This is a genomic window from Duganella guangzhouensis (genome assembly GCF_009674535.1).
GTDB classification, from domain to species: Bacteria; Pseudomonadota; Gammaproteobacteria; order Burkholderiales; family Burkholderiaceae_D; genus Rugamonas; species Rugamonas guangzhouensis.
In genome coordinates this window covers 1-18,674 of sequence record NZ_WKJK01000024.1, presented here as the reverse complement: position 1 = coordinate 18,674, position 18,674 = coordinate 1, and the positions used below count along the sequence as shown (strand labels likewise).

Here is an 18,674-nt window from a genome sequence, read left to right as displayed (position 1 = left end):
CATTTCTCGATATGCGATTTGCCTTTTGTGCCGGCGTGCTTGCCGCTGTCTGCGCCTTGGCCGGCGCGGCGCCTCTGACCATCGAACAGGCCGCCAATCGGGAGGGCGCCGGTCAGGCGGTACTTTCCCCCGATGGCAAGCATATCGCGATTATTTTCTCTGACGGCATCAGTGATGAACTGCAGGTGTACGACACCGAAACCGGCACCAGCAAAGTGCTGCGTTCGGCCTACGTCAAGCAGAGCGACGGCTGGCGTTATATTCAGACGCCGTGGAATGTCATCTGGGCCAGCAACGACTTGCTGGCGGTCGATTACAGCTTCGGCGCGGTATCGATGGATTTGAACGGCAAGGAGATCGCCTCCCTGGGCCAGTACGTGGTACGGCGCGCCGAGCTGGACGATCCTGACTCGCCGTGGGTGCTGATTTGCGCCGACAGCTGGCGCGGCGTGTATGCGCGGGTGAATGCCCGTACCGGTGAGCGGCGCCGATTGGACCGCCCGGGCGGCGGCAAGGCAATCAAGCTGGCCTTCGACCGCCATGGCGTGCTGCGAGCAGCCACGCTGCTGAACTCCGAAACGTGGCGTGATATGTCGACCGTCAGCAACTGGTATCTGCCGGAGCCGGGTGCCGAATGGCAGAAACTGGCCCAGTTCAGCGTGGTGGATGATTACTGGATGCCGGCGTACGTGCCGGATCAGCCGCATACATTGGCGATCACCTCGCGCATGGGGCGTGACGCCTATGCCTTCTTTGCCTACGATACCCAGGCTGGCCGCGTCGGTGACATGCTGGCCGGCAGCGACACGCAGGATATTCTCAGCGTCGGTGGCATTGAGCAGCAGAGCTACGAGCGGGTCACTACCGGCGGCTTGCAGGTGCAGTCGGTGTGGTTCGATCCGGTTTGGGCCGGTGTGCAGCAGGTGGTCGACGCCGCGCTGCCGAAGCGCATCAACCGCCTCAGTGGCAATCCGCGCGGCAAGGTGCTGGTGTATTCGTATAGCGATATTGAGCCGGGGACCTGGTATCTGCTGGACATGAAACAGAGTGCGATGCGCCCGTTGCTGCAGCATCGTGTCGCCGCCGCCAAGGCCAGCATGCGGCCCATGGAGATGATGCAGTATGCGGCTGCGGATGGCCTGAGCATCCCGGCTTTTCTGACCCGCCCCGCCGACGGCGCCACCAAGGCGCCGCTGGTGGTGCTGATCCATGGCGGCCCGACCGAGCGCGATTACTGGGGCTGGAATGAGGAAGTGCAGTTGCTGGCGGCGCGTGGCTATGCGGTGTTTCAGCCGCAGTTCCGTGGCTCCAGCGGTTTCGGCAAGCGTTTCGAGCAGGCCGGCTACGGTCAATGGGGATTGGCGATGCAGGACGATATTACCGCCGGGGTCCGCCACCTGATCAGCGAAGGCATTGCCGATCCCGCACGCATCTGCATCGTCGGCGCCAGCTATGGCGGTTATGCCGCGATGTGGGGACTGGTGAAGACGCCGGAGCTGTACCAGTGCGGTGTCAGCTTCGCCGGCGTGGCCGATATCGAATACATGTTCCAGGACGACTCCGATCGCACCGATGACAAGGTGACGCGTGAAATGATGCTGAGCCGCATAGGTGACGCCCGCACCCGCTCCGTTTCTTTCGATCAGGTGTCGCCGCTGAAGCACGCTGAGCGTATCCGCGCGCCGGTATTGTTGATGCATGGCGAGGACGATCAACGTGTGCCGCTATCGCATGGAAAGAAGATGCGGCAGGCGCTGGAACGCAATGGCAAGCAGGTACAGTGGCTGAGTTTTGAGGAAGAGGGGCACGGCCTGGCCAGGGAGGAGAATCGCGTGCTGTATTACCGCACCTTGCTGGCTTTCCTCGATAAATACATAGGCGATCTGACGTTGTCGCATTAGTAACCGTTCTCTAGTTTGGCTGGCTTAGAATAAAATACCGGCAAACAGAACTGACAGGATGCACATGGCTAAGAAGTTGAAGAAGAACGAGGACCAACAACTGGACGCGGTCCGGATGTCGTCGCAGGAAATCTGGCAGGCTGGCCTGGCGGCATTTGCCAAGGCGCAGGAAGAGGAGGGTAAGTTCTTTTCGATGCAGGTGTTCGAGGAACGTGTGTTGCGCGCGCTGAGCTCGATCGGCGTGCCGAACCGCGAGGAAATCGATGCCCTCAACCAGCGTATCGACGCCTTGACCCAGCAAGTGCTGGCGCTGGGCGGCACACCGGCGCCGGTGGTCAAAAAGGCAGTGGCCAAAAAGGCAGTTGCCAAGCCAGCCGTCAAAAAGGCGGCGGTCAAAAAAGCGCCGGCGAAAAAGCCGGCCGCCAAGAAGACCAAGTCAGCTAAATAGCGGTATCTGGCCGTTAATTGCGCCTAAAAGCGTGCGCGGGTGTTCCTCTGTGGTATGCATCGGTGTTATGCTTGCACCAGAATAAACAGAGGTCCCCCCGCTATGCTACAAAAAGCACCCCGACGCACCCGCGAACGCATCCTTGAGCTGTCGCTGCGCTTGTTTAATGAATTCGGTGAGCCCAACATCACCACCACGGTGATCGCCGAAGAGATGAATATCTCGCCGGGGAATCTGTACTACCATTTCCGTAACAAGGACGACATCGTCAATTCGATCTTCGTTCAGTTCGAAGCCGAGATCGAGCGCATCCTGACCGTGCCCAACGGCCGCCGCTCCAACATCGAAGACGTGTGGCTGTATCTGCACCTGATGTTTGAACTGATCTGGCGCTACCGCTTCTTCTACCGCGATCTGAACGATCTGCTGTCGCGCAACCGCAAGCTGGAGCTGCACTTCAAGCAGATTCTGGCGCACAAGATCAAGGTCGCCAAGCAGTTGTGCGAAGACCTGCGCAGCGAGAAATCGCTGGAAGCCTCCGACACCGCGATCGAAGCCATGGCCACCAATATGGTGGTGGTGGCGACCTATTGGCTGTCGTACGAATACGTGCGCAATCCGCGCAAGTACAGCGAACAGCAATCGATGGCCGATGCGCTGGCGCGCGGCTGCTACCAGGTGCTGTCGCAGATCGGTCCGTATCTGCGCAACGAGACCGCGCTGCTGTTCCAGAAATTGTCCGAAGAATATCTGAAGAAACTGAAATGAGCTGAGGAGATCCCAGATGGTGTGGACCGCTTTCCCGTACCCCGACCCGGCTTACCGCTACACGCCGGAAACGCTGCAGGCGGCCTGGCCGCTACTGCACGGCGGCGACCGCGAAGCCTTTCCCACCCATCCGGCGCTGGTGCAAGCGTGGATCGCCTTCCATGCCGGCGAATTCGAACGCGCCGCGCGGCTCGGGCTGGACGTCGGTGTCAACGGCTACGCGGTGGCGCACAAGGCGATCTGCATGTACACCAATTATCTGGAGCCGAACCACAAGAAGCGGCTGGCCACCTTTGAATGCGTGGCCGAGCGCTGCGAGCGGCAGCAGCTGGAGCAGCCATCCAACCCGGCCGGCTATTACTGGCACGCGTATGCGCTGGGCCAGTATTCGCAGGGCATTTCGGTGGTGAAGGCGCTGGCGCAGGGACTGGGGCCGCGCGTCAAGCGCAGCCTGGACATGGCGATCAAGCTGGCACCGCAACGCGCCGATGCGCATATCGCGCTGGGCGTCTATCACGCCGAGATCCTGGACAATGTGGGCGCCGTGCTGGCCGGCCTGACCTATGGCGTCAAGAAGGACGAGGCGTATCGCCAGTTTGAACTGGGCATGCAGCTGAATCCGGATTCGGCGATCGCCCGCATCCAGTACGCGCGCGCGTTGCTGATGCTGGAAGGGAAAAAGAAAGCGGCGCATGCCGTGGATTTGTATCAACAGGCCGCCTGCTGCAACGTGCGCGACGCAACCGAGCGGCTGGACCAGCACGCGGCGCAACAGGAATTGGAAGAGGAAAAGTTAAGTGGTTAAAAGTATTTGTGTGTATTGCGGCGCCAACGCCGGTGTGTCGCCCAAGTATGCGGAGGCGGCGCGCGCGCTGGCGGCGCAACTGGTGCAGCGCAATCTGTCGCTGGTGTACGGCGGCGGCAATGTCGGCCTGATGGGTATCATTGCCGATGAAGTGCTGCGGCTGGGCGGCGAGGTCACCGGCGTGATCCCGACCGCGCTGGTGGAGCGCGAAGTGGGCCACACCGGCCTGACGCGCCAGTTCATCGTCAAGGACATGCACGAGCGCAAAGCCATGATGGCGCAGCTGGCCGATGGCTTCATCGCCATGCCGGGCGGCATGGGCACGCTGGAAGAATTGTTTGAAATGCTGACCTGGTCGCAGCTGGGCATCCACGCCAAGCCGATTGGCCTGCTGAACGTCGACGGTTTTTATGATGGCCTGGCCGGCTTCATCGATCACGCCAGCACCCAAGGCTTCATCCGTCCGCAGCACGCGGCGCTGATGATGGTCGAAAGCGAGCCGGAAGCGTTGCTGAGCCGCTTCGCTTCCTGATCGCAAGCTTGTACTAAGTTCATCCTGGTGATAACGTTATCCGATAATTAGATAAAAATCGGACTGCCCAAGGCAGCTTCTTGCCTATGGGCAGTTTTTTTGCAGTTGGTATGTTAACGTTACTACACCGGGAGAACACAATGAAGCGAGCCTTATTGTTGGCTGTGGCGCTGATCAGTTGTCAGGCGCGGGCCGATGAGTTTGATGATTTGCTGGCCAAATGGAAGAACCGCGCCGCCAGCGCGCCGGCACTGGCGGCCGATGACGCCGACGTGGCGGCGCAGGGCGATGCGGCCAACGCCAACGCCCAGCAGTACTGGACCGCGATGGACCTGAGCGCCAGCCGCACCGCTTTGTGGGCCGATCTGCCGATCGGCAGCGTGTCGGCCAATGTGACCAGCAGCTTCACGCGCCTGAACGCGTTGGCCACCGCCTATGTCACCAGCAGCTCACCGTACTATCAGAACGCCGACGTGCTGGCCGCCGTGATCGCGGGGCTGGACTGGATGAATGCCAACGCCTATACCGCCAGCGGCACCGGTTACGACAATTGGTGGGATTGGCAGATTGGTGCGCCGGCGGCGCTGAATGCGGCCATGGTCAACCTGTCCGCCGCGCTGACGGCGGCGCAGCTGACCAATTACCTGGCCGCGATCAGCCACTACATGCCTGATCCCACGCTGCGCGCCAACCTCGATGGCACGCTGTCCACCACGGTGGAAACCGGCGCCAATCGGCTGGACAAGGCATTCGTGGCGGTGGTCAGCGGCATCCTGGGCAAGTCCTCGACGCGTATCGCCGCCGGCCGCGACGCCATCACGCAGACGCTGGCCTATGTGACTTCGGGCGATGGCTTTTATACCGACGGCTCCTTCGTCCAGCATACCCACGAACCCTACGTCGGCGCCTACGGCACGGTGCTGATTTCCGATATCGCCAGGCTGTACTACATCCTCAACGATTCCAGCTGGGCGGTGACCGACGCGAATTATCTGGCGCCGTACAACTGGGCCATGCAAGCCTTCCGTCCCTTCCTGTACGACGGCGCCATGATGGACAATAATCGCGGTCGCGCCATCGCGCGCCAGTACACCACCGACCATATCGCCGGCCGTGGCGCGGTGGCGGCGATGGCGGAGCTGGCGCAAGTGCTGCCGGCCACGCAGGCCGCCGAACTGAAGGCGGTATTGAAAGGCTATGTGCTACGCGACGCCAGCTTTGGCGGCAGTTACTACACGCCGGTGGCCGCATCCGCCAGCGGCACCACGCAGGGCGTGAGCGTGTATGACATCGCGCTGTTGAAGGCCATCGTCAACGACAGCGGCATCACTGCAACGGCGGAGCAGGAACAGACGCGCTACCTGCCGGCCACCGACCGCGCGCTGCAGCGCCGGCCCGGCTATGCATATGCGGTGTCGCTGTTCTCGTCCAAGCGCATGTCGGCCTTCGAGTACGGCAACGGCGAGAACTACAAGGGCTGGTGGACCGGTATGGGCATGACCTATCTGTACAACGGCGACCAGACCCAATACGGCGGCAATTACTGGGCCACGGTCGACATGCTGCGGCTGGCCGGCACCACCACCGACCATAGCGGCAGCGGCGAGCCGGTGGCGTGGAAGTTTTACGGCAATACCAAGAACACCGTCGGTGGCGCGGAGCTGAACGCGCTGTATGCGACGGTTGGCATGGATTACGCGACGGTGAATGTCACCGGCAGCAGCCTGCTGGGCAAAAAAGCCTGGTTCCTGTTTGGCGACCGGGTGGTGGCCATGGGTGCGGGCATCAGCAGTGCCAGCGGCGCCGATGTGGAAACCATCGTCGACAACCGCGCGCTGAACGCGGCCGGCGACAATGCGCTGACGGTGAACGGCAGCGCCAAGTCCACTACGCTGGGCTGGAGCGAGGCGATGAGCGCCACCAGTTGGGCGCATCTGGTGGGGAGTGCCGGCGGCGCCGATATCGCTTATGTGTTCCCGGACCAGCCGGCGGTGGCGGCGCTGCGCGAGGCCCGTAGCGGCAGCTGGAGCACGGCCTACACCGGCGGCAGCACGGACACGGTGAGTGCCAATTATCTGAGCCTGGCGCTGGACCACGGCGTCAATCCAACGGCCGGCGCCTACACCTACATCGTGCTGCCGAACCGCACGGCGCAGGAGACGGCCGATTTCGCGGCGGCCAATCCGATTACGGTGCTGGAGCGCTCGACCACGGCGATGGCGGTGCGCGATACTGCGCAGGGCTTGACCGGCGTGGTGTTCTGGGCCGACGCGTCCAAGACCGTCAACGCTGGCGGCCAGCCTTATCTGACCAGCGACAAGCGCGCCGTCGTCACCGCGCAATTGCAGGGCACCGATTTGCAGCTGGCGGTGGCCGATCCCACCCAGGTCAACACTGGCAGCATCAATCTGGAACTGAACCGCGCGGCCGATGCGGTGGTCAGCAACGATGCGGCCATCACGGTGACGCAGCTTAGCCCGACCATCAAGATGACGGTGGGTGTCAACGGATCGCTTGGCGCGTCGTACAAGGCGCGGTTTACGCTGAATAGTACGCAGACGCTGTATCCGAGCGCGGATGCCTTCACCCGCGACGGCACCTACGCCAGCACCAACTACGGCACCAGCACGCTGCTGACGGTGAAGGAAGACGCCACCAGCTATCGGCGCAAGAGCGTGTTGAAGTTTGATCTGTCGTCGGTGAGTGGCACCATCAGCAGTGCCAAATTGCGCCTGACGCCGACCTCGGTGGGTACGGCCAGTGGCATCATCCACAATCTGTATCAGTCGGCCAGCAGCAGCTGGACTGAAACGGCGGTGACGTGGAGTACCTTGCCGGCCAACGGCACGCTGTTGAGCAGCTGGACGGTGCCGGCGGCCGGCACGGTGGTGGAGGTGGATTTGACCAGCGCCGCTGCGGGCGTCATGAGCGGCACCAAGGTGCTGGCGCTGGAGATTGAATCGGCCGCCAACTACGGCAGCGCGGGTTCGGTGGATTACGCCTCGCGCGAGTACACCACGGTGGGTTCGCGGCCAGTGCTAGTGTTGACCGCGAACTGATTAAAGCTGCGCTGGCGTCCAGTGGCCTTCCACGCGCGCCAGCGCTTCCAGATAATAGTAGTCGCCCCACAGCGTGGCTTCGTCGACGCCCAGATTGGCGGCGCGATGGTACACGCCATGGAGCAGCAAGCCGCCGCTGGCCGGCTGCTCGCCAGCACAGTGCTGCACCAGCGCCTCCAGCAGATCCAGCGCCGCACCATGATAGCGCTGGCGCTGCGCACCCTCCGGCAACTGCGCCGCAATCTCCAGCAAACCGCAAGCCGCAATCGAACACGCCGAACTGTCACGCGGCTCGCCGCTGTCATGCGCCAGACTCAGATCCCACAGCGCGATGCGGTCCGGCGGCAACTGCGCCAGGAAGTAATCGGCCAGGCGCATGGCCTCGTCCAGCAAGCCCATATCCGGCACATGACGGTGATTGATGGCGAAACCATACACGCCCCAAGCCTGCCCACGCGCCCAGCACGAATCGTCGGCCAGACCTTGGTGAGTGGAAGCGCGCAGCGGCGCCCCGGTATCCGCATCAAAGTGATAGGTGTGATAAGTGCTGCCGCCCGGCCGCACCAGATGCTCGCGCGTGCGCTGCAGATGGCTGCGCGCCACTTGCGTAAAGGCCGCATCGCCAGTCTGCCGCGCCGCCCAATGCAGCAAGGGCAGGTTCATGATGCCGTCGATGATGACGCGGCCGCGTTGCGCCACATCGTCCAGCGTGCCCCATGACTGGATCACTCCCGCGCCAGGCAGGAAGCGCCCCAGCAAACGCCGCGCCGCGCCCAGCGTGGCGGCCTGCGCGCCAGGATGGCCGGTCAGATGATGCGCGGCGCCGCAACTCAACATATAGAGAAAGCCCAGATCGTGGTGCTCCAGATCCTCGCCTTGCTCCTGGCGGGCGATGAAGCTGTCGGTCTGGTGTTCGGCCGCCGCGCGCAGTGATGGCTGGCCGCTCAGCGCGTGCGCCAGCCACAACTGGCCGGTCCAGAAGCCGGTGGTCCAGCCAACGTTGGCGCCGGGTGGGGCGCCGTGCAGTTGGCGTGGCTGGTAATGCTGTCCGGCGCTGGTATCGCCGGGGAAGGTGACGGGGCCGAGTGCGGCCAGCGTGCTGTCCAGCTGGCGCAGGGCCAGGTTCAGGGCGCGAGCGGTCATGGTTGCATCAAAATCTGTTAAGGATAGTTAACGTTACCATGTTGTTTTGGGGAATTCAAGGACTAAGCGCCAACAGCGTCGACGAAAACGGCAAAAATCGCTTCACAATCTGAAAAATTGTGTGGTATCGTTAACCTATCGACTCTTGATGGGAGGATGGTTTGAAGAATTCCGGATTGACCCTGGCCGGCCTGTGCGCCGGTTTGTTCATGCTGACGGCTGCCGCCGCCGCGCCGCTAGCGACCACGCCGGCGCCGGCCTCGGTGCTGAAGGTGATGGAAAAGGCCGCCGACTGGCAGCTGGCGCATCCCACCGATTATCCGGCCGACGACTGGACCGAAGCCGTGGGCGATGCCGGCTTCATGGCGCTGTCCGGCGTGTCTGGCAAGGCCGCCTACCGCGACGCCATGCTGGCCATGGGCCAGAAGAATCGCTGGCGCCTCGGCCCCAGCCTGTACCACGCCGATGACCAGGCGGTGGGGCAGACCTACGCCGAGCTGTATCAGCAGCTGCGCGACCCGGCCATGATCGCGCCGATGCGCGCGCAGTTCGACAACATCATCGACGAGCCGCGCGACGGCACGCTGGACTTCCTCAAGCCCGGTGTGCTAATGCGCTGGTCGTGGTGCGATTCGCTGTTCATGGGACCACCGGCGTGGGCGCGCCTGAGCGCCGTCACCGGCGACCCACGCTATCTGGAATTCGCCATCACGCGCTGGTGGCGCACCTCCGACTATTTGTATGACAAGCAGGAGCACCTGTACTACCGCGACAGCCGCTACTTCCAGCAGCGCGAAGCCAATGGCAAGAAGGTGTTCTGGGGACGCGGCAACGGCTGGGTACTGGCGGGCCTGGCGCGCATGCTGCAGTATGTGCCGGCCAATCATCCGTCGTATCCGCGCTTCGTGCAGCAGTACCGTGAGATGGCGGAACGGCTGCTGGCATTGCAGCAGGCCGATGGCCTGTGGCGCGCCAGCCTGCTCGATCCGGCCAGCTATCCATCCAAGGACACCAGCGGCACCGGCCTGTACACCTATGCGCTGGCGTGGGGCGTCAATCAGGGCTTGCTGCCGCGCGAGCGTTATGCGCCGGCGGTCAAGCGCGGCTGGCATGCGCTGGCGGACAGCATCACGGCCGACGGCAAGCTAACCCACGTGCAGCCGATCGGCGCCGATCCGAAACACTTCGATCCTGAATCGACCGACGTGTTTGCGGTGGGCGCTTTCTTGATGGCGGGCAGCGAGATGTATCGCATGGGACTGGAGGAGGCTGGCGCGCCGCGTGTGGTCACGGTATCCAACAGCACGCCGGCCTATCGTCTGGAAGAGTCGGTGGAAGCGCCGGCCAGCGAAGTGGCGGTGATGGATGCGCTGACTTCGCGCGTGCTGCCGTCGCAGGCAGTGGACAAGGGTGTGCTGTTCCAGACTGATTTGGCGCCAGGTGAAACGCGCCGCTTCCTGCTGTTCCCGCGCAAGCTGCTGCCGGTGACGCCGCCTGTGGTGTCGCGCGCCCATGCGCGCTTCGTGCCGGAGCGGATGGATGATTTCGGGTGGGAGAATGACCGCATCGCGCACCGTACCTACGGTCCGGCCATCATGACTGATCCGCGCGAGATGCTGGTATCGAGCGGCATCGACGTCTGGTCCAAGTCGGCGCACAAGCTGGTGCAGGATGCCTGGTACAAGGGCGGCGAGTACCACATCGACAAGGGCGAGGGGCACGACTTCTATCACGTCGGTCAGACGCGCGGCTGCGGTGGCCTCGGCATCTACGACGGCAAGACACTGTACTTGTCGAAAAACTACAGCAGCTGGAAGATACTGGCCGATGGTCCGATCCGCACCGAGTTCGAACTGCGCTTCGACGCCTGGGACGCGGCCGGCCGCAAGGTGGCCGAGACGCGCCGCGTGACGCTGGACGCGGGTAGTAACTTCAGCCGGGTCGAGAGCCGCTTCAGCAGCCCGTCGAATGCGCCGCTGAACGTGGGCGTCGGCATCGCGCAGCGCGAAGGGCCGGGCCGCTACGTTGACAGCAAGGACGGCTGGATGAGCTACTGGGAACCGCCGCAAGGACCGAACGGCAGTTATGGCAGCAACGGCTGCGCCATCATCCTGCCCGGCGCCAGCGGCTATGCCAGCTATGGCGGCAATTACCTGGCGACGGCCAACGCGACGCCGGAGCAGCCCTTCGTTTATTATCTCGGTGCCGCGTGGAGCAAGGGCGGCGACTTCCCAACGCCGCAAGCCTGGGAAGCTTACGTGAACAGCACCGCCGCGCGCGTCGCAACGCCGGTCAAGGTGCAAATCTCAGTGCGCTGACAGGAGACCGCAATGCGCATGTTAAGCAGGACTTGTGGGGCGCTGGCCGTGGCGCTGGTGCTCGGTCAGGCCCACGCCGAAGACGCATTCGACACGTTGCGCGCGCGCTGGCAGATGCAGCTGGTGGGCGATGCCGCATTGGATCGCGGCGACGCTGCGGTGCAGGCGCAATTGCAGGCCCGCGCGCGCGCCGCGCGCGAATGGCTGCCGCGCATGCACACTGCGCCGGATGGTGATCGCCTGTGGGACGACATGGCGGACTTCGACAATCCCAAGGGACTGCTGGCATCGGCCGCCGTCACCGCGAATGCACTGCGCCTGCAAAGAATGGCGCTGGCCTATGCCACGCCAGGCTCGCCGCTGTATCACGACGCGGCACTGGGCCAGGCCACGGTGGCGGGACTGGACTGGCTGCTGCGTCACCACTACCGCGCCGGCAAGGCGCAGATCGGCAACTGGTGGGACTGGCAGATCGGCACCCCACAGCGCCTGCTGGATGCGTTATGCCTGATGTACGACCAAACCCCGGCCGAGCTGCGCGCGCGTGGCGTGGCGGCGGTCAACTGGTATGTGCCGGACCCGAACTATCGCACCCGCGCCGATGGCAGCATCAACGCCAAGGCGGTGGAAACCGGCGCCAACCTGCTGGACAAGGCGCTGGTCGCCATCCTGGCCGGCATGCTGGTGCGCGATGACGCGCGCGTGGCGCTGGGCCGCGACGCCATCGGCCCGACGCTGGAATACGTCGACCACAGCGACGGCTTTTATCGTGACGGCTCCTTTGTGCAGCACGAATACGTGCCCTACACCGGCAGCTACGGCGCGGTGGCGCTGACCGATTACGCGCGGCTAGTGCTGCTGTTGTCGCATTCCGTGTGGCCTGTTACCGACAAGCGTCTGCCGCATGTATTCCTGTGGGCGCGCGACAGCTACGCGCCATGGTTTGTCGATGGCGGCATGCCGGACGCGCTGCGTGGCCGCAAAATCTCCTGGCCCGCGCATACCGAGCATTCCACCGGCCGCAGCATGATCGCCAACCTGGCGATGCTGGCCGAAGTGGCGCCAGCCGCCGATGCGGCCGCGCTGCGCGCCGACATCAAGGGCTGGATGACGCGCGACCGCACCTTCGGCGCGGGCTATCTGGCCACGCCTGGCGGCGCCGGCACTTCCGGCCTGTCGCTGTACGAGCTTGGGCTGTTGAAGAAGATTGCCGCCGATGCGGCGATTCCGGCCGCGCCCGAACCGGCCGGCGCGCGCCTATATGCGTCGATGGATCGCGCCATTCTGCGTGGCGGAGGCTATGCGGCGGTGCTCAGCATTACCTCGCCGCGCATGTCTTCATTTGAAGCCGGTAATGGCGAAAACCTGCAAGGCTGGTGGACCGGCATGGGTATGCTGTCGCTGTACACCGCCGATCAGACGCAGTTTGCGGGGAACTTCTGGCCCACGGTGGACATCCGCCGCCTGCCCGGCACCACCACGGACCACAGCGGCGGCGCGCGCGGCGTGGAATGGAAAAAGTACCCGAACACCGAGTCGTGGGTAGGCGGTGTCACGCAAGGCCGCAACGCCGCGCTGGGCATGGCCTTCAGCATGCGCGAGGTGACCGGCACTGCGCTGCACGGCAAAAAATCATGGTTCCAGCTGGGCGACCGCATTGTCGCGCTGGGCGCGGACATTGGCGGCGCGGAGGCGGAAACCATCGTCGAGAACCGCAAGCTGACCGATACGCAGGCGCGCTTTGTAGTCGATGGTGCTGCGCTGAGCAATGGCGGCAAGGCCGGCGCGCGCTGGGCCTATCTGCGCGACGAGCAGGCCGGCAGCGGCATCGGCTATGTGTTCCCGCGCGGCGCCGACATCGTGGCCGAACGCGCTGAACGCAGCGGCAATTGGCGCGCGCTGAACGATCAGGAAAGCGCACAGGAAGTGCATGCCACATTCCAGACGCTGTCGATTCCTCACAAAGCCGTCAACAGCTATGCCTATGTGCTGCTGCCCGCCGCCAGCGAGGCGGCCACCGAACAGGCGGCGCGCGACACCAGCCTGCGCATCGAAGCCAATGATGCCAACGTCGCCGCCGTGCAGGACACCCGCGCGCAAGTCTACGCCGCCAATCTGTGGCAGGCCGGCAGCGCGCCGCGTGGCGGCAAACCCTATGTGACGGCATCCGGCCCGGCGGCCGTGGTGCTGGCGGAGCAGGGCAGCACGCTGCGGGTATCAGTCGCCGATCCAACCCAAGGCCAGCCGGTGCTGGAGCTGACTGTGGCGCGGCCGGTGGCCGGCGTGGTCAGCGCGGCGCCCGGCGTTACCGTGCTGGCCACCGCGCCGCAACTGCGACTGCGCATCGACACCGCGCGCGCCGCAGGCAGCGGCTACACAGCCGAGTTCTCGCTGCCGCCGCAGCGGTAACAACGGCGCGGGCACTCCCTCCCGTCCGCGCCGTCTCGCCGCCCCGCGCCACCGCATCGCCTGCCGCCGCAGGTAGCGGTGCGCGGGGCATCTGGCGGGTTTCCCTTGTCTGAATGCCCGAGTGGCGGTATCGTTATCACCTATGAGTACATTTGGGATAACAGCATGAAGAAGCAGTCGGTAACGCTGGTGCAGGTCGCGGCCAAGGCAGGCGTATCGGTGATGACGGCCTCGCGCGCCATGTCGGGCGAGGGCTATGTATCGGAAGAGACGCGTGAAAAAGTACACGCCGCCGCCCGCGAGCTGGGTTACGCGCCAAACGCGCTGGCGCGCGTGATGAAGGGCGGCCGCACCAACGTTATCGGCGTGGTGGTCAACGATCTCAGTTCGGTGGTGGTGAATGCCTTCGTCTCGGCGCTGACCGAAGAGGTGCGCAAATTCGAGATGGACCTGTTCATCTACAACTCGATCGGCCAGCTGGACGAAGCCACGCAGCGTCGTCACAACCAGCTGCTGCATGGCCTGTGGGATGGTCTGATCTACGTCCTGCCGCGCATGACCGACGAATATCTGACCGCGCTGGAAAAGAGCGACAGCCCGATCTTGCTGGTGAACTTCTGCCGCCGCGAGACCACGCTGCCGGTGATCCAGGGCGATAACTTCAACGCCGCGCGCGATGCGGTGGCGGGCCTGATCGCACAAGGCCATCAACGCATCGCCTTCATCAAGGGTACCCACTGGACCGGCCAGAGCGCCGAGCGTGAGCGTGGCTATCGCCAGGCCATGGCCGATGCCGGCCTCGCCGTCGATGAGCAATGGGTGGAGCAGGGCACTTACGGCGAGCAGTCCGGCCAGGAAGCGGGCGAGCGTTTGCTGGCCTTGTCGCCGCGTCCCACCGCCGTGTTTTCCGCCAACGATGAAATGGCGCTGGGCTGTATGAACGCGGCGCGTGCGCTGGGTTTATCGGTGCCGGAGGATCTGTCATTGATCGGCTTTGACGATGTGCCGGCGTCCAGCATCGTGCGTCCGCAACTCACCACGCTGCGACACCCGCTGAATCTGATGGCGCAGGCGGCGGTGCAGGAACTGATGCGGCGCATCCTTGGTCAACCGGGCAAGCGTCAGCGTGTCGAGTTCCCGGCCGAGATGGTGGTGCGCGAATCGACCGCGCCGGCTGGCGGCGCCGCCACAACAACCAAACGTCGCGCGCGCAAGGCATAAGCTTAGTCGCAAACTGTTGCATTTTCGCCCCGCTTGTTGAAAACCCTGTAAAAAGGCTTGTAAAGAAAAAGTCCGACTGATAACGTTAACTCATCTGCACGAAAGAGACGCCAGGCCCGCTAAATCAGCGGTTCTGGCGGCAGGCGCGGTTTGCGGGAAAATTTTTTTAAGCGGATGTGATAACGTTCACATTCACCGCAGGCCCGATTGGTAACACAGGCATACAAGGTGTACATTCCATCGAGGAGGATTAGCAGTGAGCAAGAGCATCAAGCAGCAGCAAGCCAGCCTGGCCGTTCGCCCCCTGGCCGCATCCGTCGCCCTGGCGCTGGCCAGCCTGTCCCACGGCGCGATGGCGCAGGACGCAAAGGCCGATGACGGCAAGATCGAGCAGGTGGTGGTGACCGCCAACAAGCGCGCCCAAAACCTGCAGGACGTACCAGCCGCCATCACGGTGCTGAGCGACGCCACACTGCAGCGGAATAACGTCCGCGACATCAACGACCTGCCGGCGCTGTCGCCTGCGCTGACGGTCAGCTATTCGACGCAGCCGGGTAACTTCAGCATCAATATGCGCGGCGTGGGCACCTACTCGCTGGGCATCGGCGTGGAAGCGGACGTCGCGGTCATCATCGACGATATTCCGTTCGCCATGCAGGCCAATGCCTTCAAGGATCTGGCCGACGTGTTCCGCGTCGAAGTGCTGAAAGGCCCGCAAAGCACGCTGCTGGGCAAATCCTCGATTGCCGGTGCGATCAACATCACCACCAAGCCGATCGACAGCGAGTGGAAAGAGAAGGCATCCACTTACATGAGCAGCGACGGCGAATGGCGCGCCATGGGTTCGGTCTCCGGTGCATTGAGCGACACCGTGCGCATGCGCGTGGCGGTCAACAAATCCTCGTTCGGCGGCGTGGTCAAGAACCTGACCACCGGCGATAACCTGAACGGCTCCACCAGCACCAACTTCGTCGGCAAACTGGAATGGCGTCCCGACGACCAGTGGAGTGTGACCGTCAGCCCGCGCGCCAGCAAATCCAACGTCAACTGCTGCGTGACGCCGTTCTCCAATATGTCGAAAGGTGGCTTGTACCAGAATGTGGCGCAGCTGCCTGCATCGACGCTGCTGTCCGGGATCACGCCGAATGCGGAAAACGTCAGCGTGCGTAACGATTATCCGGCCGGCGGCAAGGCGCGCGACAAGGGCCTGGGCCTGAAGGTCAATTACGCCTTCGATGAAAACGGTCCACTGGCCGGCTACAACCTGTCCGCCATCACTTCGTGGTCCAACTACCACATGAACGACTACCAGGACGGCGACGCCACCGACAGCGACATCCTGGCTTACCTGCCGGTGAACGGCGCGGTGACCGGTCTGCACGGCGGCCTGTATCAGTATGGCTTGTTCGACGTGACCTCGCGCACCGCCGAACTGCGTCTGACCTCGCCGGACAAGGGCCGCCTGAAATACGTGGCAGGTCTGTGGTACGGCGATAACGACCTGGCGCGCGAACTGACCCGCGCTCCGGTATCGACCTATGTGACCGACTACGCGGCCACCGCTTACAACACCAGCTACGCCGCCTTCGGCCAGGCCACCTATGACCTGATCGACACCACCAGCATCGTCGCCGGTCTGCGCTTCAACCGCGAAGACACCGGCTACACCTTCACCCGCTACACGCCACCGCCAGCCACCTCGCGCACGGTGACCGAGTATCTGAAGGGCGACAACAGCAACAACGACGTCACCGGCCGCCTCGGTCTGGAGCACCGCTTCAACCGCGACATGATGGCTTACACCACCTACTCGACGGGTCACAAGGGCGTAGCGTATGACCTGACTTCCAGCTTCACCGGTGCCATCGCCAAGAGCCAGCCGGTGCCGGGCGAGTCCTCGCACAGCATTGAAGCTGGTTTGAAAATGGGCCTGCTGAATGGCCGCATGACGCTGGATCTGGCGGCGTTCCGCACCAACTACACCGGCTTCCAGCAGTCGGCCGGCTTCTATGACAGCGATGGCGTATTCCGCACCACGCTGCACTCGATCGGCGGCCTGCGCACCAGTGGCGTGGAAGCGGATCTGGGCTGGCGCGTCAACAACCGCCTGCAGCTGAACGGCGCCTTTGCGTTCACCCGCGCTATCATCACCGACTTTGAAAATGGTCCGTGCTATAGCGTGCTGAATGCGGCCGGTACCGGCACCGTGGTTGGTGGTAATTGCGCGGTCAGCGCGAAATACAACAACACCAGTGTCGCCAATCTGAAAGGTGCAACGCTGCCGAACGCGCCGAAGATCAAGCTGAATCTGGGCGGCCAGTACGACATCCCGACGTCGTACTCGTACGATGGCTTCATCACCGGCGCGTACCGCTTCCAGAGCGCCACCCAGTTCAATCTGAGCCAGGATCCGAACACCATCCAGGGCGCTTACGGCATCTTCAATCTGGGCTTGGGCATCAAGGACAAGAAGGACAAGTACAAGTTCACCTTCCAGATCAACAATCTGTTCGACAAGTCCTACGCCACCAACCTGTCCAGCGCCTTCGCCAACAGCACCTGGAGCGCGAAATCGCCGAACACGGTGGCAGTGGTCAACACCACCAACTGGATGCCGGCGCGTGACTACCAACGCTACTTCGCGATGCGTGCTGACTTCAGCTTCTAATCGCAACACCAGCCCTCGGTATTCCTATATAGTTGAGGTGTAAAAGACAGGGGAGACCGAGGGTGCGGGATGAAAGCGCAAGCGTCCGGACAGGGCGCACAGGACTGCTGGTCCTGTGCGCCCTGTTGCTGATTGGTGATCTGGGATGGTCGCTGCGCGAGCGCTCGGTGCAGGAGTTATTCAAAATGCATCTGCTGAGTTTCAGCCAGGATGCGACCCTGCTCAACATCCTGATCGGCGCCATGCCGGCCTTGATTGCGCTGAGCCTTGGACCATTGATCGGCGCCTGGAGCGACCGCACCCGCACGCGTTATGGCCGCCGCATTCCCTTCCTGTTCGGTACCGCGCTCGTGACTGCCGGCGGCATGCTGGGCATGGCCTTCAGCAGCAGCCTGGTTGCGCTGGCCATCAGCTGGACCGTGTTCGAGATGGCCACCATCGTCGGCAACCCGCTGTTCATCGCACTGATTAACGACACCGTACCGCGTCACATACTGGGGCGCTTCTTTGGCCTGTTCCGCATCGTCAGCCTGGCGACGGGCGCTGGCTTCTTCGCACTGTTCTTCCGTAACGATCTGGTGACCGTATTTCAGCCGCTGCTGGGTGCCATCACCGGCGTCTACCTGGTCTGCATGCTACTGGTGTGCTGGCGCGTGCGCGAGCCGACCTACGATGCGCCGGTGGCGCGCGCGCCGTGGCGTTTTTCGCAGCCTGGCGACGCGCAGTGGGGGCGCCTGTTCGCCGCGATTGCGATGGCGGCGGTGGCGGTCCTGCCGATCAACATCAACGCCTTGAACGCCTGCGCGCAATTCGGTGCCGACGCCGGCGACTTCGGTGGCGCCATCGCGTTGACCTATGCGATCTCGATCCTGCTGGCGTGGCCATTGGGCTGGCTGGCCGACCGCTATCATCCGCTACGGGTAGGCGCGGTGGTGTTGACGTTATACGCACTGTGCATGCTGGGCGCGTGGCGACTAGTGGAAGGCCGCACCGGTTTTCTGCTGGCGCTGATCGTGCATGGCGTGCTGTCCGGCTGCTTCCTGACTGGTACCGTATCACTGCTACCGGCGCTGTTGCCGCGCGCACGCTTCTCGCAACTGGCGGCGATTTCCGCATCACTGACAGCGCTGCTGGTGGTGATATCGACGGTGGGACTGGGCGCCCTGCTGGATGCGACCGGGCGTGACTACCGGCTGCTGTATCTGGCCGGCGCGCTAAGCGCAGGCTGCGCCGTCCTGCTCTGGCGCAGCCTGCTCAAACGCTATTTGTAACCGGGGTCAATCCTCCCAAAGCTACACGGGCTCTACCGTAGCGGAACGCTACGGTAGAGCCCGTGTAGCTTTGGGAGGATTGACCCCGGGTACATTAGGCGAAGTGGCCGTTGGTTTCTTCTAGCGTTTTG

The 18,674-nt window shown here is 63.5% G+C and carries 12 protein-coding genes; 11 read left to right on the top strand and 1 reads right to left on the bottom strand.

Going from position 1 to position 18,674, the window contains the following annotated elements:
- Positions 1-35 precede the first annotated feature (35 nt).
- The 6 genes from GJ699_RS29955 (at position 36) to GJ699_RS29930 (ending at position 7,513) form a co-directional block, all read left to right on the top strand.
- Positions 36-1,901: an alpha/beta hydrolase family protein gene (locus tag GJ699_RS29955; protein ID WP_371867712.1), complete on the top strand. Its 1,866-nt coding sequence runs from the start codon at positions 36-38 to the stop codon at positions 1,899-1,901.
- A 64-nt stretch (positions 1,902-1,965) separates the two neighbouring features.
- Positions 1,966-2,349 (top strand): phasin family protein, encoded by a 384-nt coding sequence (locus GJ699_RS29950; protein WP_154383080.1) that lies wholly within the window; start codon positions 1,966-1,968, stop codon positions 2,347-2,349.
- Between the two features lie 102 nt (positions 2,350-2,451).
- Entirely contained in the window at positions 2,452-3,117 is a 666-nt protein-coding gene (locus tag GJ699_RS29945) for a TetR/AcrR family transcriptional regulator (RefSeq protein WP_154383079.1), read from the top strand.
- Positions 3,118-3,133: 16 nt separating this feature from the next.
- Positions 3,134-3,922, top strand: coding sequence for a tetratricopeptide repeat protein (locus tag GJ699_RS29940; RefSeq protein WP_154383078.1), 789 nt, complete (start codon positions 3,134-3,136; stop codon positions 3,920-3,922).
- Positions 3,915-4,454: an LOG family protein gene (locus tag GJ699_RS29935; RefSeq protein ID WP_371867711.1), complete on the top strand. Its 540-nt coding sequence runs from the start codon at positions 3,915-3,917 to the stop codon at positions 4,452-4,454. The genes GJ699_RS29940 and GJ699_RS29935 overlap by 8 nt, the downstream gene beginning before the upstream one ends.
- A gap of 140 nt (positions 4,455-4,594) precedes the next feature.
- Complete coding sequence (locus tag GJ699_RS29930) at positions 4,595-7,513, top strand: polysaccharide lyase family 8 super-sandwich domain-containing protein (protein ID WP_195763683.1); 2,919 nt, start codon at positions 4,595-4,597, stop codon at positions 7,511-7,513.
- Here the strand turns inward: GJ699_RS29930 and GJ699_RS29925 are convergent, their stop codons facing one another.
- Positions 7,514-8,656, bottom strand: coding sequence for a glycoside hydrolase family 88 protein (locus GJ699_RS29925; RefSeq protein WP_154383076.1), 1,143 nt, complete (start codon positions 8,654-8,656; stop codon positions 7,514-7,516).
- 161 nt (positions 8,657-8,817) lie between these two features.
- Between GJ699_RS29925 and GJ699_RS29920 the strand changes: the two genes are divergently transcribed.
- The 5 genes from GJ699_RS29920 to GJ699_RS29900 all read left to right on the top strand — a co-directional run bounded on the left by GJ699_RS29920 (position 8,818) and on the right by GJ699_RS29900 (position 18,543).
- Positions 8,818-10,974: a glycoside hydrolase family 88 protein gene (locus GJ699_RS29920; RefSeq protein ID WP_154383075.1), complete on the top strand. Its 2,157-nt coding sequence runs from the start codon at positions 8,818-8,820 to the stop codon at positions 10,972-10,974.
- 12 nt (positions 10,975-10,986) lie between these two features.
- Positions 10,987-13,383 (top strand): polysaccharide lyase 8 family protein, encoded by a 2,397-nt coding sequence (locus tag GJ699_RS29915; protein WP_154383074.1) that lies wholly within the window; start codon positions 10,987-10,989, stop codon positions 13,381-13,383.
- A 165-nt stretch (positions 13,384-13,548) separates the two neighbouring features.
- Positions 13,549-14,604 carry a LacI family DNA-binding transcriptional regulator gene (locus tag GJ699_RS29910; protein ID WP_154383073.1) on the top strand — a complete coding sequence of 352 codons (1,056 nt, stop codon included), beginning with the start codon at positions 13,549-13,551 and terminating at the stop codon, positions 14,602-14,604.
- 256 nt (positions 14,605-14,860) lie between these two features.
- Positions 14,861-17,272 (top strand): TonB-dependent receptor, encoded by a 2,412-nt coding sequence (locus GJ699_RS29905; RefSeq protein WP_154383072.1) that lies wholly within the window; start codon positions 14,861-14,863, stop codon positions 17,270-17,272.
- Positions 17,273-17,397: 125 nt separating this feature from the next.
- The gene (locus GJ699_RS29900) at positions 17,398-18,543 is read left to right on the top strand and encodes an MFS transporter (RefSeq protein ID WP_154383071.1); all 1,146 of its coding nucleotides are present in this window, start codon (positions 17,398-17,400) and stop codon (positions 18,541-18,543) included.
- Positions 18,544-18,674: the final 131 nt, after the last annotated feature.

Coding starts and splice junctions, on each gene's coding strand:
- GJ699_RS29945 (WP_154383079.1), top strand. CDS start 2,452: ATGCTACAAAAAGCACCCCGACGCACCCGCGAACGCATCCTTGAGCTG.
- GJ699_RS29925 (WP_154383076.1), bottom strand. CDS start 8,656: ATGACCGCTCGCGCCCTGAACCTGGCCCTGCGCCAGCTGGACAGCACG.
- GJ699_RS29940 (WP_154383078.1), top strand. CDS start 3,134: ATGGTGTGGACCGCTTTCCCGTACCCCGACCCGGCTTACCGCTACACG.
- GJ699_RS29950 (WP_154383080.1), top strand. CDS start 1,966: ATGGCTAAGAAGTTGAAGAAGAACGAGGACCAACAACTGGACGCGGTC.
- GJ699_RS29915 (WP_154383074.1), top strand. CDS start 10,987: ATGCGCATGTTAAGCAGGACTTGTGGGGCGCTGGCCGTGGCGCTGGTG.
- GJ699_RS29910 (WP_154383073.1), top strand. CDS start 13,549: ATGAAGAAGCAGTCGGTAACGCTGGTGCAGGTCGCGGCCAAGGCAGGC.
- GJ699_RS29930 (WP_195763683.1), top strand. CDS start 4,595: ATGAAGCGAGCCTTATTGTTGGCTGTGGCGCTGATCAGTTGTCAGGCG.